General features: G+C 62.2%; 26 protein-coding genes. 17 read left to right on the plus strand and 9 right to left on the minus strand.

From position 1 onward, the window contains the following. Positions 1-85: 85 nt before the first annotated feature. The 5 genes from NKJ35_RS12410 (at position 86) to NKJ35_RS12430 (ending at position 4460) form a co-directional block, all read left to right on the plus strand. On the plus strand, positions 86-604 hold the full coding sequence (locus NKJ35_RS12410; protein WP_254820200.1) for a sigma-70 family RNA polymerase sigma factor: 519 nt from the start codon (positions 86-88) through the stop codon (positions 602-604). Continuing rightward, positions 601-1392: an anti-sigma factor family protein gene (locus tag NKJ35_RS12415; protein WP_352647332.1), complete on the plus strand. Its 792-nt coding sequence runs from the start codon at positions 601-603 to the stop codon at positions 1390-1392. Before NKJ35_RS12410 ends, NKJ35_RS12415 begins: the two co-directional genes overlap by 4 nt. 208 nt (positions 1393-1600) lie before the next feature. Continuing rightward, a complete protein-coding gene (locus tag NKJ35_RS12420; protein WP_352647334.1) occupies positions 1601-2707 on the plus strand; it encodes a peptidase C39 family protein in 1107 nt (368 codons plus the stop codon). Next, on the plus strand, positions 2704-4167 hold the full coding sequence (locus NKJ35_RS12425) for a RimK family ATP-grasp domain-containing protein (protein ID WP_352508512.1): 1464 nt from the start codon (positions 2704-2706) through the stop codon (positions 4165-4167). The genes NKJ35_RS12420 and NKJ35_RS12425 overlap by 4 nt, the downstream gene beginning before the upstream one ends. 20 nt (positions 4168-4187) lie before the next feature. Beyond that, positions 4188-4460 (plus strand): DUF3303 domain-containing protein, encoded by a 273-nt coding sequence (locus NKJ35_RS12430; protein ID WP_352647336.1) that lies wholly within the window; start codon positions 4188-4190, stop codon positions 4458-4460. A gap of 130 nt (positions 4461-4590) precedes the next feature. Here the strand turns inward: NKJ35_RS12430 and NKJ35_RS12435 are convergent, their stop codons facing one another. The 3 genes from NKJ35_RS12435 to ygfZ all read right to left on the minus strand — a co-directional run bounded on the left by NKJ35_RS12435 (position 4591) and on the right by ygfZ (position 8286). Next, positions 4591-6729: a putative bifunctional diguanylate cyclase/phosphodiesterase gene (locus NKJ35_RS12435; RefSeq protein ID WP_352647338.1), complete on the minus strand. Its 2139-nt coding sequence runs from the start codon at positions 6727-6729 to the stop codon at positions 4591-4593. Between the two features lie 64 nt (positions 6730-6793). Further along, the gene (locus NKJ35_RS12440) at positions 6794-7426 is read right to left on the minus strand and encodes an HD domain-containing protein (RefSeq protein ID WP_352647340.1); all 633 of its coding nucleotides are present in this window, start codon (positions 7424-7426) and stop codon (positions 6794-6796) included. Beyond that, positions 7426-8286, minus strand: coding sequence for a CAF17-like 4Fe-4S cluster assembly/insertion protein YgfZ (gene ygfZ, locus NKJ35_RS12445; RefSeq protein WP_352647342.1), 861 nt, complete (start codon positions 8284-8286; stop codon positions 7426-7428). The genes NKJ35_RS12440 and ygfZ overlap by 1 nt, the downstream gene beginning before the upstream one ends. An 83-nt stretch (positions 8287-8369) precedes the next feature. On the opposite strand from ygfZ, the gene NKJ35_RS12450 reads away from it, so the two are divergent. Continuing rightward, complete coding sequence (locus tag NKJ35_RS12450; protein WP_352647344.1) at positions 8370-9701, plus strand: dihydroorotase; 1332 nt, start codon at positions 8370-8372, stop codon at positions 9699-9701. Positions 9702-9734: 33 nt separating this feature from the next. On the opposite strand, the gene NKJ35_RS12455 is transcribed toward NKJ35_RS12450, so the two are convergent. From NKJ35_RS12455 to NKJ35_RS12470, 4 genes are all read right to left on the minus strand, one after another. Beyond that, positions 9735-10538: a hypothetical protein gene (locus tag NKJ35_RS12455; protein ID WP_352480334.1), complete on the minus strand. Its 804-nt coding sequence runs from the start codon at positions 10536-10538 to the stop codon at positions 9735-9737. Positions 10539-10618: 80 nt separating this feature from the next. Then, entirely contained in the window at positions 10619-10876 is a 258-nt protein-coding gene (locus NKJ35_RS12460) for a hypothetical protein (protein ID WP_008874920.1), read from the minus strand. Positions 10877-11248: 372 nt separating this feature from the next. Beyond that, positions 11249-11626 (minus strand): TIGR02301 family protein, encoded by a 378-nt coding sequence (locus NKJ35_RS12465; protein ID WP_023677748.1) that lies wholly within the window; start codon positions 11624-11626, stop codon positions 11249-11251. A 48-nt stretch (positions 11627-11674) separates the two neighbouring features. Then, positions 11675-12100 (minus strand): NUDIX hydrolase, encoded by a 426-nt coding sequence (locus tag NKJ35_RS12470; protein ID WP_352508519.1) that lies wholly within the window; start codon positions 12098-12100, stop codon positions 11675-11677. Between the two features lie 121 nt (positions 12101-12221). Between NKJ35_RS12470 and NKJ35_RS12475 the strand changes: the two genes are divergently transcribed. Continuing rightward, the gene (locus NKJ35_RS12475) at positions 12222-12983 is read left to right on the plus strand and encodes an SOS response-associated peptidase (protein WP_352647424.1); all 762 of its coding nucleotides are present in this window, start codon (positions 12222-12224) and stop codon (positions 12981-12983) included. Between the two features lie 57 nt (positions 12984-13040). Here the strand turns inward: NKJ35_RS12475 and NKJ35_RS12480 are convergent, their stop codons facing one another. Next, entirely contained in the window at positions 13041-13190 is a 150-nt protein-coding gene (locus tag NKJ35_RS12480; protein WP_254820210.1) for a hypothetical protein, read from the minus strand. Between the two features lie 418 nt (positions 13191-13608). Between NKJ35_RS12480 and cysS the strand changes: the two genes are divergently transcribed. From cysS to rarD, 8 genes are all read left to right on the plus strand, one after another. Next, positions 13609-15141, plus strand: coding sequence for a cysteine--tRNA ligase (cysS, locus tag NKJ35_RS12485; protein WP_352647346.1), 1533 nt, complete (start codon positions 13609-13611; stop codon positions 15139-15141). Between the two features lie 280 nt (positions 15142-15421). Next, positions 15422-15829, plus strand: a complete 408-nt coding sequence (locus tag NKJ35_RS12490; protein WP_352479205.1) for an endonuclease domain-containing protein — start codon at positions 15422-15424, stop codon at positions 15827-15829. After that, positions 15826-16212, plus strand: coding sequence for a VOC family protein (locus NKJ35_RS12495; protein ID WP_254820212.1), 387 nt, complete (start codon positions 15826-15828; stop codon positions 16210-16212). Before NKJ35_RS12490 ends, NKJ35_RS12495 begins: the two co-directional genes overlap by 4 nt. 6 nt (positions 16213-16218) lie before the next feature. Continuing rightward, on the plus strand, positions 16219-16710 hold the full coding sequence (locus NKJ35_RS12500) for a GFA family protein (protein ID WP_352479207.1): 492 nt from the start codon (positions 16219-16221) through the stop codon (positions 16708-16710). Next, positions 16707-17183: a GFA family protein gene (locus tag NKJ35_RS12505; RefSeq protein ID WP_352448982.1), complete on the plus strand. Its 477-nt coding sequence runs from the start codon at positions 16707-16709 to the stop codon at positions 17181-17183. The genes NKJ35_RS12500 and NKJ35_RS12505 overlap by 4 nt, the downstream gene beginning before the upstream one ends. Next, positions 17180-18136, plus strand: coding sequence for a prolyl aminopeptidase (pip, locus tag NKJ35_RS12510; RefSeq protein WP_352647349.1), 957 nt, complete (start codon positions 17180-17182; stop codon positions 18134-18136). The genes NKJ35_RS12505 and pip overlap by 4 nt, the downstream gene beginning before the upstream one ends. Continuing rightward, entirely contained in the window at positions 18133-19755 is a 1623-nt protein-coding gene (gene cimA / locus NKJ35_RS12515) for a citramalate synthase (protein ID WP_352647351.1), read from the plus strand. Before pip ends, cimA begins: the two co-directional genes overlap by 4 nt. Before the next feature lie 83 nt (positions 19756-19838). Beyond that, entirely contained in the window at positions 19839-20771 is a 933-nt protein-coding gene (gene rarD, locus NKJ35_RS12520; RefSeq protein WP_352647353.1) for an EamA family transporter RarD, read from the plus strand. 160 nt (positions 20772-20931) lie between these two features. Here the strand turns inward: rarD and NKJ35_RS12525 are convergent, their stop codons facing one another. Further along, positions 20932-21543 carry an LOG family protein gene (locus NKJ35_RS12525; RefSeq protein ID WP_254820219.1) on the minus strand — a complete coding sequence of 204 codons (612 nt, stop codon included), beginning with the start codon at positions 21541-21543 and terminating at the stop codon, positions 20932-20934. 113 nt (positions 21544-21656) lie between these two features. Here NKJ35_RS12525 and NKJ35_RS12530 point away from each other — a divergent pair, with 113 nt between their 5' ends. Next, entirely contained in the window at positions 21657-23102 is a 1446-nt protein-coding gene (locus NKJ35_RS12530; RefSeq protein WP_352647355.1) for a LysM peptidoglycan-binding domain-containing protein, read from the plus strand. 81 nt (positions 23103-23183) lie between these two features. Continuing rightward, a complete protein-coding gene (locus tag NKJ35_RS12535) occupies positions 23184-23537 on the plus strand; it encodes an ArsR/SmtB family transcription factor (RefSeq protein WP_352479323.1) in 354 nt (117 codons plus the stop codon). Positions 23538-23542 lie beyond the last annotated feature (5 nt).

Consider the following 23542-nt stretch of genomic DNA (forward strand, 5'->3'; position numbering starts at 1 on the left):
GGCCGACCGCTTCGCGCTGGCCGCTTGCGCCGCGCTGCAAAGGCGCGTTCAATCACCACGGACAGGGGCTCCAGAACCAGCGGTCATGGACGAAAAGAAGGCAGCAATCCTGGGTGAAATACCGCGTCTGCGCCGCTATGCACGCTCGCTGTTGCGCGACCGCGATTCCGCCGACGATCTCGTCCAGGATTGTCTCGAGCGGGCGCTTGTGCGGCTCGACAATTGGCAGACAGGAGAAAGCCCCAGGAGGTGGCTGTTTACGATCATGCACCATTTGTTCATCGACCAGATGCGCAAGGTGAACCGGCGCGGCGAGGCGGCGATGCTGCCGCTCGAGACAAGCGAGGCGCAGGCAGCACCCGCCGAGCAGGTCGAGAGCATCGCCTCGCGCGAGATCGTCGACGCGCTGCAGGCGATCAGCCCTGACCGGCGCGCGGCACTTGTGATGGTCGCCATCGAAGGGTTTTCCTATGCCGAAGCCGCCAACATCCTTGGAGTGCCCGCCGGCACTTTGATGTCGCGCATCGCGCGCGGGCGTGACGAACTGCGAGCGCTGCTGGATGATACCGCGCGCCGCCGCTCGATAAGGATCGTTGAGAAATGAGCCGGCGCGATTTCTCCGAACGCGACATCCACATGGCTCTCGATGGCGAATTGCCGGGCGACGAGCGGACGGCCTATGAGGTATGGCTCGAGGCCAATGCCGAGATGAAGGCCAAGAGCGCACGCTACGCCGCCGACCGGGAAGCGTTGCGCGCAGCCTTTAATGGCGTGCTGGACGAACCCGTGCCGGTGCGGTTGAGCAAGGTGGTGCTTGGCGAGGCGCCGGTGGCCAGAGTATCGCCGTCGCGCTCGCGTTGGTGGCTTGCGGCCGCCGCTGCCGCCATCCTGGCGATTGGCGGTGCTGGCGGTTACCTTGCCGGCATCGGCGGCCTCGGCCTGGAAAATACCGCCGAGGACCAGCTTGCCGAAGAGGCGATCGCCGCCCACGTCATCTATGCCGCCGAAACGCGGCATGCGGTGGAAGTGCCGGCAAGCGACAAGGATCATTTGCAGAGTTGGTTGTCGAACCAGGTGGGTCTGAAGCTCGTCGCGCCGGATCTGGCGGCGCAAGGATTCCAACTGGTCGGTGGCCGGCTGCTGCCCGCCGGCCAGGGCAAGGCCGCGATGCTGCTTTACGAGGACGTCAAGGGCGAGCGCATATCGCTCTTCGTCACCGCCGAATCGGCAGCCAAGGCCAAGGGCACCTATGGGGAGGACGATGGTCCTGAGGCCGTCTATTGGCTGGACAAGGGTTATGGCTGCGCCGTCGTCGGCTCGCTGCCGCGCGAGCAACTGGCCGCAGTGGCCAAGAGCGCCTATGGCCAGCTTTTGGCGGGCTTGCAAAGCTGAGCAGGCTCTCGCTCTTCCGAAGCCGCGCCGATGCCTAAACACGGAGGTCGTTCAAAGCCTTTGCGCGACCTGCCTGCAGTCAAAACTGTCACAATTCGGCCCTAATCGAGGTGCGATAGCGCTTGCTTAATGCTGGCACTTCGGCTGGTGTGACCGATGTTTAGACTAGGGCCGTTTCCACAACCCAATCGAGGTTTTCTGAGCCCGCATGCCTGCCGAGATTCGCAAGGCCCGCGCGTCCGACGTCGATGACCTCGCCGCCATCGAAAAAGCCGTTTTCTCGAGCGATCGCATTTCTCGCCGCTCCTTTCGCCAACTGATCGAACGCGACACCGCCGAGCTGCTGGTTGGCGAAAGCGATGGCCGCATCGCCGGCTATGCAGTCGTGCTGTTTCGCAAGGGCAGCGGCGTCGCGAGGCTTTATTCGATCGCCGTTGGTCCATTTTTCGGCGGCCGTGGCGTTGGCCGGCTGCTGCTGGAAGAGGCCGAGGCCGCCGCTTTCGAGCACGGCCGGATGATGCTTCGTTTGGAAGTCCGCGAGGACAACCCGCGCGCGATCCAGATCTACGAGCAGAGCGGCTATCGCAAGATCGGCCGCGAGCCGGACTATTACGAGGATGGCGCCACGGCGCTGCGCTATGAAAAGACTTTGCGCGGCGACATTCCGGTGGCCACCGAAGTGCCGTTTTATCAGCAAACTTGCGAATTCACTTGCGGACCATGCTGCCTGATGATGGCGATGGCTTACTTCGGCCCCGGATTCGTGCCGGATCCGGTGATGGAAATCAGGCTGTGGCGTGAGGCGACGACCGTTTTCATGATGTCGGGGCCGGGCGGCTGCGAACCGTTCGGGCTTGCCGTCGCCGGCTATGAGAGCGGGCTTGCTGCTGAGATCTATGTCTCCTTCTACGGCGCGCTGTTCCTGCAGTCGGTGCGCAGCGAGGACAAGCGCCGCGTCATGGAGCTGGCGCAGGTCGACTTTCGCCGCCGCGCGGAACTTTACAGCATCCCGGTGAATTACCGTTCATTCGGGCTTGACGACATTCGCACCGCGATCGCAGAGGGAAAACTGGTGCTGGTCCTGATCAGCGGCTTCCTGATGTTCGGCAAGAAGGTTCCGCACTGGGTATTGGCCATCGGTGACGACGGCGATCATATCCTGATCCACGACCCCTGGGTCGAGGACGAGCGGCAGGAGACGATCCTCGATGCTGCCAACATTCCCGTGCCTTACGGCATCTTCATGAACATGGCGCAATTCGGCCGCGACGGATTGCGCGCCGCCATCACTCTCGGAAAGCGCGATAGCCAATGACCTGGGTCATCCTTACCGGCCGGCAGAACGATCTCGACCAAGTGGCGACGCCGCACAAGATCATCACCAATCGCGACTACCTTGCCCATCCGGCACTGTTTCGCGGTCAGCGGCCGAAGGTCATCAACCTGTCGAACAATTACGGCTACCAGAGCCGCGGCTATTACGCGTCGCTGCTTGCTGGTTCGCGCGGCCATAAGGTCATCCCGACGGTCGAAACGATGATCGACCTGTCGGAGCGCAAGCTCTATGAGCACGCGTTGCCGGAACTCGAACTCGCACTCAACAAGTGCCGCAAGGATCTGGGTGGCGCTTTTCCCCAGAAGGTCTGCATCTTCTTCGGCATCGGACCATCCAGGATCTGGGACCGCTTCGCCAAGCTGCTGTTCGACTGGTTCCGTGCCCCGGCGCTCGAAGTCCACATCAGGGACAGCGCCGAATGGGCCTCGATCCGCAAGATCGGCTTCCATCCCCTGGCCAGGATGACCGAGGACGAGGAAACGCACTTTCTCCAGTGCCTGGAGACCTACACCAACCGCGAGTGGCGCGACACCAAGGGCCGCACGCCGGCGCGCTACACTTTCGCCACTCTGGTCGATCCGCATGAGGAACTGCCACCGTCGGAGATTTCGTCGCTGCGCCACTGGGCCAAGATCGCTGAAAAGATGGGCGTCGAAATCGAGCCGATCACCAAACGGGATCTGGCCAAGCTCGCCAACTACGACGCGCTGTTCATCCGCGAGACCACTTCGATCTCCAACCACACCTACCGCTTTGCCCGCCGCGCCCAGCAGGAAGGCATGCCAGTCATCGACGATCCGCTGTCGATGATCCGCTGCACCAACAAGGTCTATCTCAACGAGCTGATGACCTACAACAAGGTACCGGTGCCGCCGACGGTGATGATAGCCGGTACCTCGGACTTGGAACTTGCGGCGCAGACGCTGGGCTTCCCCCTGGTGCTGAAGATCCCGGACTCCTCGTTTTCGCGCGGCGTCAAGAAATGCGGCACCTTCGACGAGCTGAAGACGCTCGCAACCGAATGGCTGGAGGATTCCGACCTCCTGATCGCGCAAAAATTCATTCCGACGGAATATGACTGGCGCGTCGGCGTCCTCGGCGGCCAGCCGTTGTTTGCCGTCCATTATCTGATGGCCAAGAAACATTGGCAGATCGTCAATCACAAGGCCAACGGCAAGCCCGACCAGGGCGGCATCAAGACCTTCACCCTTAAGGAAGCGCCGGCCCATGTCGTCGAGACGGCGGTGAGCGCGGCGCGTTGCATCGGCGACGGCCTCTACGGCGTCGACCTCAAGGAAACCAGGGACGGCGTCTTCGTCATCGAGGTCAACGACAACCCCAACCTCGACCACGGCTGGGAAGACTCCGGCGAAAAAGACGAGGTCTGGGTGCGGCTGACGCAGTGGTTCCTGGAGCGGCTGGACCGGCCGGGCCGATGATATCCGATTGAGGGGAAAAGATGCTGTTCTTCGTGATCGAGGATTTTCGCGGCTGCGACCGCAAGGAGATCTACCGCCGTTTCCGCGACCAGGGCCGCCTGAAGCCGGACGCGCTTCTCGTGCACCACAGCTGGATCGCAGCGGATATGAGCCGCTGCTTCCTGCTGGTGGAGGCCGATGACATCACGCTCCTGCAGCGGTGGGTCATCGAATGGGCCGATCTGGTCGAATTCGAGATTGTTCCTGTGGCGACGAACAAGGATATGGTTGAGGCTTTGAGCGGGCACCTCTGACCCGGCAAGAAAACCTCCTGGTTCGCCACACCTGAATGCCGCCTTCTCTATCAAGGAATTAACACGCGAATCGAGCGTCATCTCAAGGAGATCTAAGCCGGTTGCCCGCGCTTCCGCGAGACTGTCGCACTTAGCCGGACTGCCGGATCGTCGCGCTCGACTTCAGCAGCCGATTGATGTCCGACGCCTTTGACGGCACCCCGATCAAATAGCCCTGGGCCTCGACACAACCCTCCTTTTGCAGGAATTCAAGCTGCGCTTCGGTCTCGACACCTTCGGCGGTGACGGTGATGCCCAGTTGTGCGCCAAGCCCGATGATGGTGCGCACGATCGCCGCGGTATCGCGACTGTCGATGTCACGGGTGAACGAGCGATCGATCTTTATCTTGTCGACGGGAAAGCGCCTGAGGTAGCCCAGCGAGGAATAGCCGGTGCCGAAATCGTCCAGCGCGATGCGGACGCCCAGATCGCGTAGCTGCCTGAGTGTCTTGAGCACCAGATCGCTCTCGTCCATCAGCACCGTTTCGGTGATTTCCAGTTCAAGTCGGTTGGCCGGCACGCCCGAGAACGCCAGTGCCGAAATGACGCTGCGGGCAAAGGTACCGCTTTTGATCTGCACGGCGGAGACATTGACTGCGATGCGCCAAGCCGCCCAGCCGGCCGCGGCCGTGCAGGCTTTTCGCAGCGCCCATTCTCCAAGCGGCACGATCAGCCCGGTCTCCTCGGCGGCCGGAATGAAGTCGTCCGGCCGCACCAGGCCGCGCACCGGCGATCGCCAGCGCATCAAGGCTTCGGCGCCGACGATTTCGCCGGAGGCGATGTTCATGATCGGCTGGAAATCCAGCTCGAATTCGCGGCGCGACAGCGCTGCCCTGAGATCGATTTCGAGCGCCCGGCGTGCCCGCACCATCGCGTCCATGGCCGGTTCGAAGAAGCGGTAGAGGTTGCGCCCTTCGCTCTTTGCCCGATAGAGCGCCATATCGGCATTTTTCAGCAAAGTCTCGGCGTCCTTGCCGTCATTCGGAAACAGCGCGATGCCGAGACTGATGCCGACACGCATGTCGTGTCTCTTGTCGCGAAACGGCTTTCCGATGATCTCGACTATGCGTTTGGCCAGCTTTTCCGCGTCGCCCGGGCTTTTGAGATTGAACAGGATTATGACGAATTCGTCGCCGCCGAAGCGGGAGACAACGTCCGTTTCATTGCGCAGGCACCGTTGCAGCCGTTCGGCCACGCATTTCAGCAGCCAGTCGCCGGCGGGGTGACCCCAAGTATCATTGACTGCCTTGAAGTGATCGAGGTCGAGCGAGAATATCGCCAGCGATCCGTCTCTCGTCTCGCTCAGGGCTTGGTCGAGCCGTTCGCGAAGCATCGAGCGATTGGGCAGGTTGGTCAGTGTGTCGTGGTGCGCAAGATGGGTCATGCGCTCTTCCACACGCCTGCGCTCGGTGACATCGTCGAACGTCGCGACCCAGCCGCCGCCGCTCATCGGCCGGCGCGCAACCAGCAGCGTCCTGCCGTCGGCGAGATGACGATGCGTTATGTGTGTTTTCCCCGCCCGCAGGCAGGCTTCGATTTGCGAGATTTCGCTGTCGGGGTCGAGCTTTGTATAAATGCCCAGTTCCAGCAGCCGCTTGAACGCATCACGGTGGCTCATGCCAAGCGGGAAGTCGGCGGGCCTGACATGATAAAGTTCCAGGAAACGTTCGTTGCGGACGATCAGCTTGCCGTCCGCATCGTACATCAAAAGGCCTTGCGACATGTTGGCAAGTGCTGCGTCAAAACGGCGGTGCTGCTCCTTCAACTCCTGCTCGGCGCGCCGTTGCTCGGTTATGTCCTCGTAGATCGAGACCCAGCCACCTGACGCCAGCGGCCGATGCGAAATGTTGACGATGCGCCCGTCTGCAAGCGTTTCCTCATAGGTGGAAGGTTTTGCCTGGTCGATATAGGGCTTGCGGATGGCATAGAGTTGCTCGGCGGTTTGCGAGGCGATGCCGATATCCACGCTGTGCTGGAGGATGTCGAAAAACCGGATGCCGGGCCGCACCACTTCGGCGTCGAGGCGAAAGATGCTGATGTAGTTCCTGTTGCAGATGATCATCCGTTCATCGGCATCGAACATGCACAGGCCATGCGACATGTTCTCGATCGCTGCCGAAAAACGCTCGTTCTGTTCGCGCAGCTCGTCTTCGATCCGTCGCGGCAGACCAACGCCTTTGACCCTCCGTCGGCGCACGGATGAACCAGCCTTGATACCGGCAACGGGCATGAGGCAAGCCTATGGACCATGGTTAACCACGGCACTGTTGTCCCTGCCGGTTAATTTACCGTTTTCAGCCGGCTGGAACGGCAGTCTGGCGTCGCGACTTTTCGATCGCCGCAAACCGTTTGAGAAAGGCATTCTGTGCCCAGGTCACCGAGCGCGGCGTGACATCGAAGCGCTCGGCGTTGAAACCGCGCGGCCTGCCGAAGAACTCGGTCGCCTCTGCCGTCGAAAAACCCGCAAGCAGCGTTGCTTCGAAATAAGCGGCGATCTGATCCGCTCGCTTGATTTCCTTGCGCAGCCCCGCGTCGAGTTCGGCCGGCAGTGAAAAGCGCGAATGGATGGCGCGCTGCAGCCTGATCTCGCAATCCCTGTAGCTGCCGCCCATCACGGATTTGAACGGCGAAATCATATCGCCGATGACGTATTCCGGCGCGTCATGCAGCAGCGCCGCCAACCGCGCGTCAGCGTCGGCATCCGGCATCAGTTCGCCGACAAGCGTTTCGACCAGCAGCGAATGCTGGGCGACCGAAAAGGCGTGATCGCCTCTCGTCTGGCCGTTCCAGCGTGCGACGCGGGCAAGGCCATGGGCAATATCGGAGATCTCGATGTCGAGCGGCGAGGGATCGAGCAGGTCGAGCCGGCGGCCGGACAGCATACGTTGCCAGGCACGCGGCGGCGCCCCGGCGCGGTCGGCCGCCATCAGGCGTCCTCCGCGCCAACGGCTTCCTGCGGAAAGCTGAATTTCGCCCAGGACGGAATGGCGAGCGACACGGCGACGTCGCCAGCCAGGATCGGCAGGCCGGCGTCGAGCGCTGCCTTGACCCGGTCGATGCGGGCAATGGCAAGGCCTGTCGTGCCGGCGGTAGAGCCAAGCGTGCCGACTGGTCGCCCCGCCACGGCCAACTCTGCGCGCGAAGTGGGCAGGGGGCGTTCGGCCGAGACGATCAACACTCGGCGCCTGGCAGTGCCGCGATGCTGCATGCGCGAGACGACCTCCTGGCCGACGTAGCAGCCTTTCTTGAAGCCGACGCCGCCGATCTCGTCGAGCAGCACATCATGCGGAAACGCGTCGCCGAGCTGATAGTCGCTGCCGCTTTCGGCAATGCCATTGGCGATGCGAAAGGCTTGCCATGCGGCAAGGTCGCCGCCGTCTGCGGCGCCACCATAGAAGCGCGTGACGATAGCATCGACAAACCGCGCATCGGCAAACGGTGCAGATTCAAATTGCGAGGCAGTTGAATGGCTTTCCCATACGACGGTCACAATCGACTGATCTGCCTTGGCAATTTCGACTTTGGCGCGCACCTTGTAGAGCGTCAGCCGGCGCATGAAGTCATCGGTGGTCTCAGCACGGCATTCGAGCCGGAAAATATTTTCGCCAGCGCGCGAGATCAGGAAGTCGAAAAGGATCTTGCCTTGCGGCGTCAGTAAGGCGCCGGGCTTTGCTTCGCCGCGGCCGAGCGCGTCGAGGTCGGTGGTCAGGATGTTCTGCAAAAAGTGCTCGGCATCCGGTCCGGACACGGAAACGAGTGCGCGATCTCTGAGCGAGGCAAAGGGCATGGTGGGAAAACGAGCCTGATCTTGCAAAACTATCGGTCATTACGTAAGCCGCTGGCACTTCCCCCGCAAGAGACCGGATCCGCATGGCCCCCCTCTACGATCTCATCCTGACAGGCGGCACCGTGGTCAATCACGACGGCGAGGGTTTTCGCGACGTCGGTATCAATGGTGGGCGCATCGCTGCCATCGGCGACCTCCGCCAGACATCGGCGGGCGAGACGATCGACTGCCACGGGCTGCATATCCTGCCGGGTGTCGTCGACAGTCAGGTGCATTTCCGCGAGCCGGGACTGGAGCACAAGGAAGATTTGGAGACGGGCTCCCGGGCAGCGGTGCTTGGCGGCGTCACCGCCGTCTTTGAGATGCCGAACACCAATCCGCTGACCACCAGCGAAGCAACCCTTGTCGACAAGGTGCGGCGTGCCACCGGCCGCATGCATTGCGACTTTGCCTTCTGGGTCGGCGGGACCCGCGACAATGCAAAAGACGTTGGCAATCTCGAGCGGCTGCCGGGTGCGGCCGGCATAAAAGTGTTCATGGGCTCGTCCACCGGCGACCTGCTGGTCGAGGACGACGAAGGCGTTGCCTCGATCCTGAGGAACACACGCCGCCGCGTCGCCTTTCATTCAGAGGACGAGTTCCGGCTGCGCGAGCGGCTTGGCGAGCGCATCGGTGGCGATCCGTCCTCACATCCGGTGTGGCGCGACGAGATCGCTGCATTGCGCTGCACAGAGCGCCTTGTGCGCATCGCGCGCCAGGTTCGCGCCCGGATCCATGTGCTGCACATCTCGACCGCCGAGGAAATAGGCTTCCTCGAACAGCACAAGGATGTCGCGACCTGCGAGGCGACGCCGCATCATTTGACGCTGAGCGCCGATGACTATGCGCAGCTCGGTACGTTGATCCAGATGAACCCGCCGGTGCGCGCCACGCGCCATCGCGAGGGGATCTGGCAGGGCATTGCGCAAGGGGTTGTCGATGTCCTCGGCTCCGACCATGCGCCGCACACGCTGGCCGAGAAGGCAAAACCTTATCCGGCGTCGCCGTCCGGCATGACCGGGGTGCAGACTTTGGTGCCGGTCATGCTGGACCATGTCAACGCCGGCCGGCTGACGCTGCAGCGCTTTGTCGACCTGACCAGCCACGGCCCGCAGCGTATTTTCGGCATCGCCAGGAAAGGCCGTATTGCCGCCGGCTACGATGCCGATCTGACCATCGTCGATCTGAAGCGCCGCGAGACCATCGCCAACGCCCAGCAAGGCTCCAAGGCCGGCTGGACGCCTTATGACGGCAGGCAGGTGACCGGCTGGCCGGTCGGCACCATCGTTCGGGGCCGGCGCGTGATGTGGGAAGGCGAGATCGTCGCGCCGAGCCAGGGCAGGGCGGTGGAGTTTTGCGAGGCGTTGGCGGGCTAAGCTCCCTGCCTCATAAGGGCCAGGCTAAACCACTCAATCCCCAGCAACGAAGAACGTCCATTGTCCGGTCGGCGTGATGCCGACCCGGTAGAAGATGTACGCACCGAACTGCTTCATATCGTCATAGTCGCTGGCGGTGACGATCTTGAACAGCTCGACCCGCTGCCTGGCATCGAGTTTGTCCAGCGGCAGGGCGAAGAAATAGGGCCAGACATAGAGATCCTGCGGCGTGCCGGCATCGACATGGACATAACCGGCACTGAGCACCTCTTCCAGGATGGCGAGGATCTCCTGGCCTTCCGTATCGCCCGAAAGGCCCTTCAGGAAGGCGATCGGGTCGCCCTCGATGTCACCCAGCGACAATTGGGTCATCATGTCTCCCGTGCCGATCAGCGGCCGAAGCTTTTCGATGTCACCGCTTTTGCACGCCTCGACGATCAGATCGTGCATGCGCCTGACCGGTTCCGGCAACTTGGCCAGGTCGTAGACGACTTCGGGCACAGGCGCGTCCGGATCGACATGCGGATTGGCCATCCCGCCATCGTCCGTTGGCCCCTTCGGTTCGGTTTGCTCTGGCTCCTCGGACGGAGTCGGCTGGCGGGCTGGAGGTGGTACCGTGCCGAGTGGGCCGGGCATCGGGACGGTACTTCCAGACGGCGACATGTCGCCGTCCGGCGGCGGCGTGACCGGCGAGGGCAGGTCTTCGCGTTTGATCTCGCTGAGGGCGTGAGCGGGACTGCTCGCAAGAAACAGTGCAAGGGGAATTGTGGCGCAGGAAGCAGTAAGCCAAATGCCGAGGACCAGGCCGCGTGGCTTGCCTGATATCGAAAAATTCACCGCCTGCTACTCCCTGGTTCCAGCCCATCCATGTGCCCGGACATGATGTCCGGCGGCGCGCCGTCGTCAAAGAACCGGGATCAGTGCCGCAGTCTTTCGGGCTCGAAGGCCCCGGCAATCACCTTTTCACGCATGCGATCGAGCAGGGCAAGCGCCGAGGTCTCGCCATTGGCGCGCAGCATTTCGCCGAATGCCGTTTCGAGGGCTGCCTCGGCGATGATTTCCGGCTCGATCCCGGCCGACAATCCTTCTGCCCAGGCTTCGCTGTGGCTTTCCACGGCAGTCAGGCGCTTTTCTTCCCTGACCAGCGCGTCGATGTCGTTGACGCCATGTTCCATTGCGATGTCCACCCTTTCAAGCGGTGATCCGTTGGACAGGGATCAAGCTTGAGTTGTCCCTTTTACACGCAGGCGCAAGTAAGTATCTGTAAATGCGACATTTTTTTGGTCGTTGTCTACAAATTCCGTCGCGTCCAGCAAACTTGCATCCGATCCGTTTCAAACTTAGCCGATTAGGTCGGCCAAGGGGACGGAAACCTTCAGTTTGAGTTAATTTCACCTCTGCGCGCTAACGTTTCGTTAACATAGTTGCAAAAGTGCAACATTAGGTTTGCACCAAGACCTCAGTCGAGGCAAGTGGGAAGTGTCGAACGCGTCCGCCGCGACGGCGCCGACCCTTGATGCGGCTTTTCCGGAAAGCGGCTGCCGTCGTCAGTTTCCGTAGCGCGAAGCGATGTCGCGAGACAGCGTCTCGCCTTCCTTCATGTAGCGGCTGATGGCTTCCGTCGCCGAGGCGGTGCATTGCGTATAAGTGCCGCCGAATGACCGGTAGCCGCGGTTGAAGCTGGCGATGAAGCGGGCGCGCCGCTCCGGGTTCGGATTTTCCGATGCGATCAGTTTTTCCATCTCGGCTCGCCACCGATCGCCCTTCTCGCCACACAGATTACGCAGGAAATGCAGCGAGCCGAGCACTTCCGCCAGCCGCATCAGCCCGGGCTCGAACGGTGCTTCGGCGGCAATCGCCGGGCGCGCACCGACAACCACACTGACGGCGAGGCATGCGGCGAGAAACGAAGACGTGCGGCTCATGAGGCTTTGTGCTGGAACAATTTGTCGCCTGCAAGGCGATTCTCTGGCTCACGTCTCGCCGTCTTTTTTGGGACCGAGTAGATCGTCGGCAATTTCAAACACTGCATCGGCGAGCGGCATCGCCATCATTTCGGCCAGCGTATAGAAAGCCGCGGTTTCGGCGTCGTCGCTGGCAACCGCCTCGCCGCCGGCATAATCGGCCCCAAACACCGTCAGCCAGTAGTCGACCGGATGTCCGTCCCCGCTGCCGTCAATGTGGATTTCCCGCAGCGGCCGGTAGCTGCACGCCTGCAATCCGGTCTCTTCCAGCAATTCGCGCCGTGCTGCCTGTTCCAGCGTCTCGCCGGCTTCGACCTTGCCGCCGGGAAAGGCATAGAGGCCTTGCGAGGGCGGCCTGGCCCGCTTGACCAGCAGCACCGTGTTCTCGCGCACGACGCAGGCCGAGACTGCCGGAATGATCTTGCGTGCTTCCATGGCTCCGGATCGCTCGATTGGCACAGCCCGTTGTGGACCGACCGTCGGCGAACAGCTTTAGCGGTTGCGAAAGGCAGGTTCCATGGCCACTTTCATACGCCACCAATCGAAAGCTGAATTCATGTGCGGACGCTTTGCTTTGACAGCCACTCCGGACCAGACCGCTGCCTTTCTCGGCCTGGCGGAACTTGAGGAGTTTCCGGCCCGCTACAATATCGCGCCGACGCAGCCGGTGCTGATGGCGCTCGCCGGATTGACGCAGGCGCCGGGCTCGAACCTGCCCGACCGCCGCTCGATTCTGGTGCGCTGGGGCCTGATCCCTGCTTGGGTGAAGGATACGCGTAACTTCCCGCTGCTGTTCAACGCGCGTTCCGAGGGGGCTTCGGAAAAGGCGTCGTTTCGCGCTGCCATGCGCCATCGCCGCGCCCTGGTGCCGGCTTCGGGATTCTACGAATGGCACCAGACCGGTGGCAGAAGAGGGCAGCCCTATTGGGTGCGGCCAAGACAGGGCGGGCTTGTCGCCTTCGCCGGGCTGATTGAGACCTATGCCGAGCCGAGCGGCTCGGAAATGGACACCGGCGCCATTCTGACCGCCCACGCCAATGCCGATACTGCCCATATCCACGACCGCATGCCGGTAGTGATCCATCCCGAGGATTTCGCACGCTGGCTGGATTGCCGCACGCTCGAGCCGCGCGACGTGGCCGATCTGCTGAGACCCGCCCAGCCCAATTTCTTCGAAGCGATCCCGGTTTCCGACCTCGTCAATAAGGTCGCCAATACCGGGTCGGAGATTCAGGAGAAGGGCGTCGTCGAGCCTGAGCCCGAGAAGGTCAAGCGCCAGAACTCCGGCGCGAACGACAATCAGATGAGTTTATTTTAGCAAAAGCTACTGTTACTGGCTCGCCGTGAGCGCCTCAATCTTTACCCGACCGCATTCTTAGGCAGCGCGCGGCGAGACGATCTTCTGTGCCGGCTTCTTCTTCTTCGCGGTGTGCAGAAGAGCGGCGACGATTGCTGCCGGACCGATCGCTCGGTAATAGCTGGCGAGCGCCGGTTGCTTGGCACGGCTGGGTTCCTGCTTGGGCATTCTTCTCTTCCCTAGTAACGTCTTCGTGTCTGCGTTTGCTGGCCGAATCCGACCAAATCGTGACGCTTGCTGATCTAGCCGGCGAATGTTTCATGACAGTGCCGACATGTTTAATAAAATGTTTCAGTGCCGCATTTCCTGTGATCCAACGATATTTTTGGCGAAGGTAGCGACTTGACGGCAACACCGGGCAAGGCGATAAAGCCGGCCATGAAAACGCCTTTCGCCATTTGTGGCATTTGCATTATCGGCTAGCCTCGCGCTGGTCCTGGACGTTTTCGCCTCATCTCCTCCAAGATTGGACAAACGCCCCGGCCAGCAGGCTGGAGCCCGATTTGCGCCTCGGCGTAACTGGCTTCATCCAGAGCACGATCCCAAAGATCATGCTCAACCAAAGTAACGCACCGGGAACGCACGTATGTCTGACGCATCGAAGAGCCTGCGCCTCTACAACACGCTAACGCGGAGCAAGGAGGATTTCTTCCCGATCGATCCGCGCAACGTGCGCATGTATGTCTGCGGCCCGACGGTCTATGACTTCGCCCATATCGGCAATGCGCGGCCGGTGATCGTCTTCGACGTGCTGTTCCGTTTGCTACGCCATCTCTACGGGCAAGCGCACGTCACTTACGTCCGCAACATTACGGACGTCGACGACAAGATCAACGCTCGCGCGCTGCGCGATTTCGGCGGCGAGATTGCATCGGGCAAGCTGTCGCTGAACGAAGCGATCAGGCGGGTCACCGAAAAGACCGCCGGTCAGTTCCACAAGGACGTTGCGGCGCTCGGTTGCCTGGAACCGACGGTCGAGCCGCGCGCCACCGAGTTCGTCGAGCCCAGGCCCGACGGCAAAGTCGACATGATCTTCTTGATTCAACGCTTGATCGAACGCGGCCATGCCTATGTCGCGGCTGGAGAAGTCTTGTTCGACACCGCTTCCATGCCGGATTATGGGCAATTGTCGAAGCGCAATCTCGATGAGCAGCAGGCCGGCGCCCGCGTCGCCGTCGATGCGCATAAGAAGAACCCGCAGGATTTCGTGCTGTGGAAATTGTCTTCGCCCGAGGAGCCGGGCTGGGACAGCCCGTGGGGCAGGGGTCGGCCGGGCTGGCACATCGAGTGCTCGGCGATGTCGGCCGCCTATCTCGGCGAGGTGTTCGACATCCATGGCGGTGGTCTCGACCTGATCTTTCCGCACCACGAGAACGAGATCGCGCAGTCGCGTTGCGCCCACGGCACCGAAACGATGGCCAAGGTGTGGATGCACAACGGTTTCCTGCAGGTCGAAGGTCAGAAGATGTCCAAGAGCCTGGGCAATTTCTATTCGATCACAGAATTGCTGGAGACGGATACCTTTGGCGGCCGCAAATGGCCGGGCGAGGTGCTCAGGCTGGCGATGCTGATGACGCATTATCGCGAGCCGATCGACTTTTCCGTGCGCAAGCTGGAAGAGGCGGAAAGGCTGCTTACGAAACTCTACCGTCGATTTGATGAAATCTGGCCCGTGAACCCAATCACACCGGAACCTCGAATATTGGAGCATCTGCTCGACGATTTGCAGACATACGATGCGTTCCGCACCGCTTCTTCATCTGCGTACGGAGCTGGGGATGATGCGGGCCGAGTCTTGGCTGGTCTAAAACTTCTGGGTCTTATGCAGCACACCCCAGATGAATTCTTACGTGGCGTCCCAGCTGTGACTGAGACGAAGGCCGTCGCCCACGCAAGCATTCAGGAGGAGGACGACACCCTCGATGCATACGGCTCTGTTGGTCCCACCAAGGATCGTATCAGAGCGCGTATAGACGAAAGACTCGGTCTTATTCGCGAAAAGAACTGGGCTGAGGCCGACCGCATCCGCGAGGAGCTTCTGGCGCAAGGCGTGCAATTGAAGGACGGAAAGGACCCGGTCACCGGCGCCCGCATCACCACCTGGGAGGTAAAGCGGTGAGGGTGGAGGTCGAAATGTGTGCAAGGCTGGCGAAGGCTTTTGTGATGGCCGATCTCCCCCCTTGCGGGGGAGATGTCCGGCAGGACAGAGGGGGGTGGGAAGGATCGCCGACTTTCGACGTAACCCATTCGCACCCCGGAACCTGCTTGAGGGCGTGGCTGCCATCGGTTGACAGGCCGGAGGGACAGTACCCCCCTCTGTCCTGCCGGACATCTCCCCCGCAAGGGGGGAGATTGGCTGTCGTCGATGATTTCGCCAATCGCGAAGGCGAGGGTGCTTGATGGGTCACGACCTCGTTCCATCGCGTCAGCGAAAGAATGCAAAATCTATGCGCCGTTGCATGACCGATGCCGAGTTGAAGCTTTGGAACGAATTGCGCGCCCATCGGCTGATGGGGATGAGCTTTCGCCGGCAGGTGCCGATCGGACCTTACATCATCGACTTTGCTTGCTCGACACACAGCTTGATCATTGAGGTTGACGGCAGCCAGCACGCGGATCCCGAAAGCGTCCAGCGTGACGAGGCACGAAGCGCGTACTTGAATGCCAGCGGCTGGACCATCCTGCGCTTTTGGAACGACGACGTCGTTCGCGATATTGACAATGTCTGCCAGCACATCGTGATCGTGGCCGGCCTGACTGGCGCCGACGTGTTGGCAGGCGAGCCAGCAACGGAGGTAGTTCCATGATCGATCATCTCGGCATCACTGTTTCGGATTTCGATGCGTCGAAGGCTTTTTACGACAGGGCGATGGCGCCGCTCGGCGCCTCGCTGCTTTACATGGTGCCGCAGGAATATACCGGCGGCGCTAAGGTCGGCGGCTACGGCCGCGACCGGCCGGTGTTTTGGCTGCACGCGGGCAAGGACAAGTCGAAGCATCATCAGCATGTCGCTTTCACCGCGCGCAGCCGCGCCGAGGTCGATGCCTTTCACGCCGCGGCAATCGCCGCCGGCGGCAAAGACAATGGCGGGCCTGGCCTGCGCCCGCACTACCATCCGAACTATTATGGCGCCTTCGTCCTCGATCCCGACGGCAACAATGTCGAGGCGGTCTGCCATGCTCCGGAGTAGTGCGCGATGAGCCTCGACAACAGACCGGTGTATACAGGCGGCTGCCAGTGCGGCGCGGTGCGCTTCCGTGTCGAAGGCACGCTCGGCGATGCTTCCGTCTGCCATTGCCGCATGTGCCAGAAGGCGAGCGGCAATTTCTACCTGCCGCTGGTCTCGGTGCGCGGCGCCAGGCTGGACTGGACGCGCGGTGAGCCCAAACGCTTCCGCTCGTCCAACGCGGCTTTGCGCGGTTTCTGCGCCGAATGCGGCACGCCACTGACCTTCGAAGCGCCCGATGGCGTGGCGCTCGCCATCGCCGCATTCGACCACCCCGAGGAGATTGCGCCGACGATCCAATGGGGTGTCGAAGCCAAGCTTCCCTATGTGGATCATGTTCACGAATTGCCCGGTGAGGAAACGATGGCCGACGTCTCGTCTGCCTCCTATCTCGCCGACCTCGTCTCCTACCAACATCCCGACCACGACACCGAACAATGGCCGCCGGAGGAAAAATCATGACCGAAACCGTTCGTACCGGCGGCTGCCAGTGCGGCGCCGTGCGCTTCCGCATCCACGGGGCGCTCGGCCGCCCGTCCATTTGTCATTGCCGCATGTGCCAGAAACAGTTCGGGTCGTTTTTCGGCGCGCTGGTGACAGTGCCGAGCGACGGCGTCGAATGGGTGCGCGAGGAGCCGAGTTACTTTCAGTCGTCGGTCAACATCGATCGCGGCTTCTGCGCCCGCTGCGGCACACCGCTGACCTACCGCCAGCCCGGCGCGCTGGAGATCGCCATCGGCGCCTTCGACGACCGTTCCGATCTGGCGCCGCAGATCCAGGTCAACTACGCCGCTAGGCTGCCTTGGGTCGAGACGATCTTCGACGCGCCGATCCATGACGACCCGGATTTCTACGCGCGACAGGAATCCATCATCTCCTTCCAGCATCCCGATCACGAGACGGCCAACTGGCCGCAGCAGGGCCTGAAATTATGAGCAGCGAATTCCGTACCCTCTATCCCGAGATCGAGGCTTTCGAGTCCGGCATGCTCGACGTTGGCGATGGCCATCAGGTCTATTGGGAGCGCTCCGGCACCAAGGGGGCCAAGCCGGCTGTATTCCTGCATGGCGGGCCGGGCGGCACCATTTCGCCAAAGCACCGGCGGCTGTTCGACCCGAAGCTCTACGACCTCGTTCTGTTCGACCAGCGCGGCTGCGGAAAATCGACGCCCAATGCCTCGCTCGAAGCCAACACCACCTGGCACCTGGTCGCCGACATCGAGCGCCTGCGAAGAATGTGCGGCTTCGACAAATGGCTGGTGTTTGGCGGCTCGTGGGGTTCGACGCTGGCGCTGGCCTATGCCGAGACACATCCCGAGCGGGTCAGCGAACTGGTCGTGCGCGGCATTTACACGCTGACCCGCGCCGAACTCGAATGGTACTACCAGTTCGGCGTCTCGGAGATGTTCCCCGACAAGTGGGAGCGGTTTTTGGCGCCCATTCCGGAGGCTGAGCGCGGCGACATGATGGCCGCCTACCGCAAACGGCTGGTCGGCAGCGATCCTGTGGCGCGGGTCGAGGTCGCCCGCGCCTGGAGCCTGTGGGAGGGCGAGACGATCACGCTGCTGCCGGAACCGGAAACCAGCGGTCCCTTCGGCCAGGATGATTATGCCCTGGCTTTCGCCCGCATCGAGAACCACTATTTCGTCCATGCCGGCTGGCTGGAAGAGGGACAGCTGCTGCGCGATGCATGGAAGCTTAAGGATATCCCGGGTACCATCGTTCACGGCCGCTACGACATGCCGTGCCCGGCGCGCTATGCCTGGGCGCTGCACAAGGCGTGGCCGAAAGCGGACTTCCATCTGATCGAAGGCGCCGGCCACGCCTATTCGGAGCCGGGCATCCTCGACAGGCTGATCCGCGCAACGGACATGTTTGCCGGGAAATGACCATGGCTCGCGAGCGCCTTTATCTGTTCGACACCACGCTGCGCGATGGTCAGCAGACGCCGGGTATCGACTTTTCCGTCGAGGACAAGATCGCCATCGCCAAGCTGCTGGACGCGTTCGGCATCGACTACGTCGAGGGCGGCTACCCCGGCGCCAATCCAACCGACACCGCCTTCTTTGCCGAGCGCCGCACGGCCGATGCCAAATTCGTTGCCTTCGGCATGACCAAGCGGGCAGGCGTGTCGGCTTCGAACGACCCCGGCCTCGCGACGCTGATCCAATCCAAATCTGATGCCATCTGCTTCGTCGCCAAGAGCTGGGACTACCACGTCCGCGTCGCGCTCGGCTGCACCAATGAGGAGAACCTCGAGGCGATCAAGACCTCGGTCGAGGCGGCGCTCACTGCCGGCAAGGAGGCGATGGTCGACTGCGAGCATTTCTTCGATGGCTTTAAGGCCAACCCCGATTATGCGCTGGCCTGCGCCAGAACGGCTTATGAAGCCGGCGCGCGCTGGGTGGTTCTGTGCGACACCAATGGCGGCACCCAGCCCTCTGAGGTGCGCGCCATCGTCGAAAGGGTGATCGCCGCCGGCATACCAGGCGACCATCTCGGCATCCACGCCCATGACGACACCGGCCAGGCGGTGGCGAATTCGCTTGCCGCCGTGGAGGCCGGCGTGCGCCAGATCCAGGGCACGCTGAATGGCATCGGCGAGCGCTGCGGCAACGCCAACCTGATCTCGATCGTGCCGACATTGGCGCTGAAGCCGGCCTTTTCGGGCCGCTTTGCTACAGGCATTTCGGCAGAGAAGTTGACCGGTATATCGCGTCTGTCCCGCGCCTTCGACGAGTTGCTGAACCGCGCGCCCGAAGCGCAGGCGCCCTATGTCGGTGCCTCCGCTTTCGCCACCAAGGCCGGCATCCATGCCTCGGCGCTGGCCAAGGAGCCGGCGACCTACGAGCATGTGCCGCCAGAGACTGTCGGCAACCGCCGCCGCGTCATGGTTTCGGACCAAGGTGGGAAGGCCAATTTCCTCGCCGAGCTGAAGCGGCGCGGCATCGACGTGCCCCGGGATGACCATCGCCTCGACGCTCTGATCGCCGTGGTCAAGGAACGTGAGGCGGAGGGTTACGCTTACGAAGGCGCCGACGCCAGCTTTGAGCTTCTGGCGCGCAAGATGCTGCATGGCCTGCCGGAATTCTTCCGCGTCACCTCGTTCCGCTGCATGGTCGAGCGCCGCTTCGACGCCAACGGCCAGCTGAAGACGGTCTCGGAGGCGATTGTGAAAGTGCTGGTCGAGGGCGAGGAGAAGATGTCGGTCGCCGAAGGCCATGGCCCGGTCAACGCGCTCGACATTGCGCTGCGCAAGGATCTCGGCAAATTCCAGAGCGAGATCGCCGATCTCGAGCTGGCCGACTTCAAGGTGCGTATCCTCAATGGCGGCACCGAGGCGATCACCCGCGTGCTGATCGAATCCCATGACGGCACCGGCGCGCGCTGGTGGACGGTCGGCGTCTCCGAAAACATCATCGATGCTTCGTTCCAGGCGCTGATGGATTCGATCGTCTACAAGCTGATGAAGAACCGCGACATGGCGGGATTGGCGGCGGCGGAGTAGCGTTGAACCATCAGCGAGACTCCATTGATCCATCAGAAATTTGCGATGGTTTTGACAGGGCGGCTGGCGCATAGCGTTGGGCCATGACCGCCCAAGCAATGCAAATCGAAGCCGACACCAAAGCTCGTCGCGGTTTTCTGCTGGCGCTTGGCGCCTACCTCCTTTGGGGGCTGCTGCCCTTCTACATGAAGGCTGTCGCGCATCTGCCGCTGGCCGAAGTCATCGCCCACCGCATCGTCTGGTCAGTGCCGATCGCCGCCGCTGTCCTGGTCTGGGCAGGCAGGACTGCCGATTTCAAAGCGGCAGTTCGTTCGCCGCGCATCATTTCGATGGCCGTGCTGACCGCAGCGCTGATCTCGGTCAACTGGGGCATCTATGTCTGGGCGATCGCGGTCGACCGCACCATCGAGACCGCGCTTGGCTACTACATCAACCCGCTGGTCAGCGTCGTTGTCGGCGCGCTGCTGCTCGGCGAACGGCTCGACCGCCTGCAGGTCGTGGCGGTGGTGCTCGCGGCAATCGCCGTCGCGGTACTGACCATCGACGCCGGCAAACTGCCCTGGGTGTCGCTGGTGCTGGCCTTTTCCTTTGCCGCCTATGGCTTCTTCCGCAAGACGCTGCCAATCGGCCCGAGTCAGGGCTTCCTGCTTGAAGTGCTGCTGCTGTCGGTGCCGGCGCTCGGCTACATCATCTTCCTGATCGCCACAGGACAGGATCATTTCGTCTCCAGCTCGTTGAACGACACCGCCTTGCTGATCGGCTGCGGGCCGGTCACCGCCGTGCCGCTGCTGTTGTTTGCGTTCGGCGCCAGGCTGCTGCGCCTCTCCACCATCGGCATCATGCAATATATCGCGCCGACGATCGTCTTTTTGATCGCGGTGCTGATTTTCGGCGAACCCTTCGGCAGCGTTCAGGCCATAGCCTTCGGGCTGATCTGGGCGGCGCTGGCGATGTACTCCTGGTCGATGTTTTCGTCGGTGCGCAAGACCGTCGCCGCAGCCGCTCGAGCCGCGTAACGAAGAAAGGCGGCTGGCCGGTCACTGCGGATTTAAGGAAGGCAGTAGGGAAAGGAATGAATAGTGAATAGTCAGTAGTGGATAGACAGGCGCGGTCTGGAACGTCTTGTGTTTCACTATTCACTATTCACTATTCACTATTCACTATTCACTGTTCACTCTACATCTTATCAATCACCGACTGTACGCCCTCCGTCGGAGCGTCGACGGACGATCCCGCCACCATGATGGCGGCGACGATTGCTTCCGGATCCTCGACCACCAGCGGCTTTACCCGTTGCGCCGTGTGGATGAAGCCTTCCGTTGCCATGTGGTCGAGCAGCGCTAGCATCGGATCCCAGAATCCCCCGACGTTACCGAAGACGATCGGCTTGCGGTGGTGGCCGAGTTGCGCCCAAGTCATGATCTCGACGATCTCCTCGACCGTGCCGATGCCGCCGGGTAACGCCACAAAGGCGTCGGATTTCTCGAACATCCTATGTTTGCGCTCATGCATATTGTCGGTAATGACGAGCTCGTCGAGCCGGTTAAGCGCGGTTTCGGTCGCCTCCCGGTTGATCAGAAAACGTGGAATTATGCCGGTTACCTTGCCGCCGGCCTTTAATGCCCCTTCAGCGACGGCACCCATGATCCCTTTAGTGCCACCGCCATAAATCAGACGCAGGCCGGACTTGGCGATCGAGCGGCCAAGCAGATGTCCGGCCTTGATATAAGTTTCATCTCGGCCCGGGGACGAGCCGCAATAGACGCAGACAGATCGAATCGTGTTCATGTTATGATTGGTGATAGGGACTATTGGCATGGTCAAGCCCTGGGGCGGGCTTTTTCTTGTCGGATTTGGTAAAACAGGCTAGACCGAATTAGGTGGCTAAGGGGCAGGGAAACATGGCAATTAATCCGTTGAAGGCGTTTTTGTTCGCGGCTGGCGGCTCTGTCGCCGCGGCGGGAACCGCCTATCTATCGGGCGCGCTCGACCCGTATCTCAATTCTACCCGGCCTGCGGAGGTCGCGGCGCTGACGCCGCCGGCTTCGAAACCGGTCGCTCCGGCGACCGAGGGGCGGCTGCCGCCTGCGCCCGCGGCGTCCACCGATGCGGCAGCGCCCGCTGCGCCGACCGCAGCAGGTGCAATCGTGCCGACCTTCGACATCGTGCGCGTCGAAAGCAACGGCTCGATCGTCGTCGCCGGCAATGCGGCGCCCAACGCCAAGGTCGAGATTCTCAACAGTTCGACTGTGCTCGGCTCGACGGTCGCCGGTCCCGATGGCGCCTTTGCCATTATTCTCGACGATCCGCTGAAGCCCGGCGACTACACGATCACGCTGCGCTCAACGGCTGGCAATGTCGTGACCGCCTCGGCGCAGACCGCCGTCGTTTCGATCCCCCGGAATTCCACCGGCCAGGTGCTGGCAATGGTCGAGGAGCCGGGCAAGCCGTCCGAACTGCTCACTGTTCCGGCCCCTGAGGCAAAATCTGATGCCGCGCTGCTTGCCCCCGGCACCGAACTGCCGGCCGCCGCCGCGCCGGCGCCAGCCGCGCCGGCCGCCATTGAAGCCGCACCGGCTCCGGTGGCGCCCGCCACACCGGCAGCGCCCGCTGCTCCCGCGGCGGAGCCCAAGATCGTCGTCGAAGCCGTCGAAATCGACGGCAACAAGATTTTCATTGCCGGCGTCACTGATCCCGGCCGCAAGGTGCGCGCCTATGCCAACGATATCCTGCTCGGCGACGCGAAGACCTCGCCCGACCGCCACTTCCTGGTCGAAGCGACACGTGACATCCCGGTCGGCACCTACACCATCCATGTCGACGCGCTCGACACCGACGGCGTGAGGGTGGTGGCCCGTGCCGCCGTGCCGTTCGAACGCGAGCCGGGCGAGGCGGTTGCCGCCGTCGCACCCGCCGAGCCTAAGCCTGCCGAGATAAAACCAGCCGAGCCGAATGCTCCGGCGACCAAAGCCGCGCCGGCTACACCGGCAACAGCCGCCGAAACGCCGGCAACCACCCCCACTCCCGCCACCGAGGCCCCGGCCGAAATGGCCGCGACAACGCCTTCGGGCGAAACTCCCGAGACCGTCGCTCCTAAGCTCGAACATGCCGATGGGGCAGTCATTATCCGCCGCCATGACACGCTGTGGCGGATTTCGCGGCGAGTCTATGGCCAAGGCATGCGCTACTCGACCATCTATCTCGCCAACCAGGACCAGATCAGCAATCCGAACCGAATCTGGCCGGGGCAGGTGTTCAAGGTGCCGGAGAAATCGAAGGAAGGCGAGCCCGCCGATCTCAAGGCAATGGGCGACCAGATGACGACGGCGCCAGTCAAGACCGAGTAGCCGTTCTGCCCATCAGGATAGCTTGCGACAGGGCCAGTCATCGTTTATCGCCGATGCACGATGATCGACTCTCCCCCCGTAATGGACCGACGCCAGGCGGCAGATGAACGCGCGCCGGCCAACTGCACGCCGGCCAAATGCACGCCGGATAGCCGCGCTGTCGCTGTCCGGCTCGCGGCCCTTTCGCATCCGGCGCGGATCGAAATTCTCAAACACCTTTCCGCCAGCCGTTCGTGCTGCTGTCGCGAGGTCGTCGAGCATCTCGATCTGGCGCAGTCCACCGTTTCCCAGCATTTGAAGATCCTGGTCGAGGCCGGGCTGATCCGCTTCGAGCCTGACCGCCAGCGCTCGCGCTATGAGCTCGACCGCGCCGCGCTCGCCGATGTTTCGGCATCGCTGGCCGCGCTGGTCGATTCCTGCTGCTCCGGCCGCTAAAATCA

This window comes from Mesorhizobium sp. M0136 (assembly GCF_040322515.1).
Lineage (GTDB): Bacteria > Pseudomonadota > Alphaproteobacteria > Rhizobiales > Rhizobiaceae > Mesorhizobium.

What these genes read in the sequence shown, in the direction of transcription:
- NKJ35_RS12410 (WP_254820200.1), top strand. Translation starts at nt 86, where the DNA reads ATGGACGAAAAGAAGGCAGCAATCCTGGGTGAAATACCGCGTCTGCGC.
- NKJ35_RS12415 (WP_352647332.1), top strand. Translation starts at nt 601, where the DNA reads ATGAGCCGGCGCGATTTCTCCGAACGCGACATCCACATGGCTCTCGAT.
- NKJ35_RS12420 (WP_352647334.1), top strand. Translation starts at nt 1,601, where the DNA reads ATGCCTGCCGAGATTCGCAAGGCCCGCGCGTCCGACGTCGATGACCTC.
- NKJ35_RS12425 (WP_352508512.1), top strand. Translation starts at nt 2,704, where the DNA reads ATGACCTGGGTCATCCTTACCGGCCGGCAGAACGATCTCGACCAAGTG.
- NKJ35_RS12430 (WP_352647336.1), top strand. Translation starts at nt 4,188, where the DNA reads ATGCTGTTCTTCGTGATCGAGGATTTTCGCGGCTGCGACCGCAAGGAG.
- NKJ35_RS12435 (WP_352647338.1), bottom strand. Translation starts at nt 6,729, where the DNA reads ATGCCCGTTGCCGGTATCAAGGCTGGTTCATCCGTGCGCCGACGGAGG.
- NKJ35_RS12440 (WP_352647340.1), bottom strand. Translation starts at nt 7,426, where the DNA reads ATGGCGGCCGACCGCGCCGGGGCGCCGCCGCGTGCCTGGCAACGTATG.
- ygfZ (WP_352647342.1), bottom strand. Translation starts at nt 8,286, where the DNA reads ATGCCCTTTGCCTCGCTCAGAGATCGCGCACTCGTTTCCGTGTCCGGA.
- NKJ35_RS12450 (WP_352647344.1), top strand. Translation starts at nt 8,370, where the DNA reads ATGGCCCCCCTCTACGATCTCATCCTGACAGGCGGCACCGTGGTCAAT.
- NKJ35_RS12460 (WP_008874920.1), bottom strand. Translation starts at nt 10,876, where the DNA reads ATGGAACATGGCGTCAACGACATCGACGCGCTGGTCAGGGAAGAAAAG.
- NKJ35_RS12465 (WP_023677748.1), bottom strand. Translation starts at nt 11,626, where the DNA reads ATGAGCCGCACGTCTTCGTTTCTCGCCGCATGCCTCGCCGTCAGTGTG.
- NKJ35_RS12470 (WP_352508519.1), bottom strand. Translation starts at nt 12,100, where the DNA reads ATGGAAGCACGCAAGATCATTCCGGCAGTCTCGGCCTGCGTCGTGCGC.
- NKJ35_RS12475 (WP_352647424.1), top strand. Translation starts at nt 12,222, where the DNA reads ATGTGCGGACGCTTTGCTTTGACAGCCACTCCGGACCAGACCGCTGCC.
- NKJ35_RS12480 (WP_254820210.1), bottom strand. Translation starts at nt 13,190, where the DNA reads ATGCCCAAGCAGGAACCCAGCCGTGCCAAGCAACCGGCGCTCGCCAGC.
- cysS (WP_352647346.1), top strand. Translation starts at nt 13,609, where the DNA reads ATGTCTGACGCATCGAAGAGCCTGCGCCTCTACAACACGCTAACGCGG.
- NKJ35_RS12490 (WP_352479205.1), top strand. Translation starts at nt 15,422, where the DNA reads ATGGGTCACGACCTCGTTCCATCGCGTCAGCGAAAGAATGCAAAATCT.
- NKJ35_RS12495 (WP_254820212.1), top strand. Translation starts at nt 15,826, where the DNA reads ATGATCGATCATCTCGGCATCACTGTTTCGGATTTCGATGCGTCGAAG.
- NKJ35_RS12500 (WP_352479207.1), top strand. Translation starts at nt 16,219, where the DNA reads ATGAGCCTCGACAACAGACCGGTGTATACAGGCGGCTGCCAGTGCGGC.
- NKJ35_RS12505 (WP_352448982.1), top strand. Translation starts at nt 16,707, where the DNA reads ATGACCGAAACCGTTCGTACCGGCGGCTGCCAGTGCGGCGCCGTGCGC.
- pip (WP_352647349.1), top strand. Translation starts at nt 17,180, where the DNA reads ATGAGCAGCGAATTCCGTACCCTCTATCCCGAGATCGAGGCTTTCGAG.
- cimA (WP_352647351.1), top strand. Translation starts at nt 18,133, where the DNA reads ATGACCATGGCTCGCGAGCGCCTTTATCTGTTCGACACCACGCTGCGC.
- rarD (WP_352647353.1), top strand. Translation starts at nt 19,839, where the DNA reads ATGACCGCCCAAGCAATGCAAATCGAAGCCGACACCAAAGCTCGTCGC.
- NKJ35_RS12525 (WP_254820219.1), bottom strand. Translation starts at nt 21,543, where the DNA reads ATGAACACGATTCGATCTGTCTGCGTCTATTGCGGCTCGTCCCCGGGC.
- NKJ35_RS12530 (WP_352647355.1), top strand. Translation starts at nt 21,657, where the DNA reads ATGGCAATTAATCCGTTGAAGGCGTTTTTGTTCGCGGCTGGCGGCTCT.
- NKJ35_RS12535 (WP_352479323.1), top strand. Translation starts at nt 23,184, where the DNA reads ATGGACCGACGCCAGGCGGCAGATGAACGCGCGCCGGCCAACTGCACG.